Annotated in this window: 1 protein-coding gene; it reads left to right on the forward strand. The window is 71.7% G+C overall.

Annotated features, from left to right (window positions below):
• On the forward strand, nucleotides 1–396 hold a 396-nt coding region (locus tag ACLD7X_RS19490; protein ID WP_411425329.1), incomplete at both ends, for a hypothetical protein.

Consider the following 396-nt stretch of genomic DNA (forward strand, 5'->3'; position numbering starts at 1 on the left):
CGAGGTCCAGCGCGCGCAGGAGGCCTTCGAGGCCCTCGCCAACCAGGAACGCGACGGCCAGCTCTCGGGCGCGGCAGGCGAAGGCGCCGTCTTCCGCGTCCTCAGCCAGAAAAGCGACGAGCTGCGCAATCTCCAGGACCAGATCGCCCAGCAGCAGCCCCTCATCGAACAGGCCTTCGACGAGGGCAACGCCATCCTCGGCCGGATGCGCGCGCTCACCGTCGGGGCCGGGCCCGTGGACCAGCGCTCCGTCGCCTTCTCCGAGGAAAGCGTCCGCCTCGCCGGCATCATCTCGAACCTCAACCAGTATTCGGTCGCCCCGCTCGTGGCGCGCGCCGCGGGCGACCTGCCGGCCTCGGTCGTGCTGCCCGACCTCGACGGCCGCAACCCCGCCAT

The organism is Aphanothece microscopica RSMan92 (genome assembly GCF_046613545.2).
In the GTDB taxonomy this organism is placed as follows: Bacteria; Cyanobacteriota; Cyanobacteriia; order PCC-6307; family Cyanobiaceae; genus NIES-981.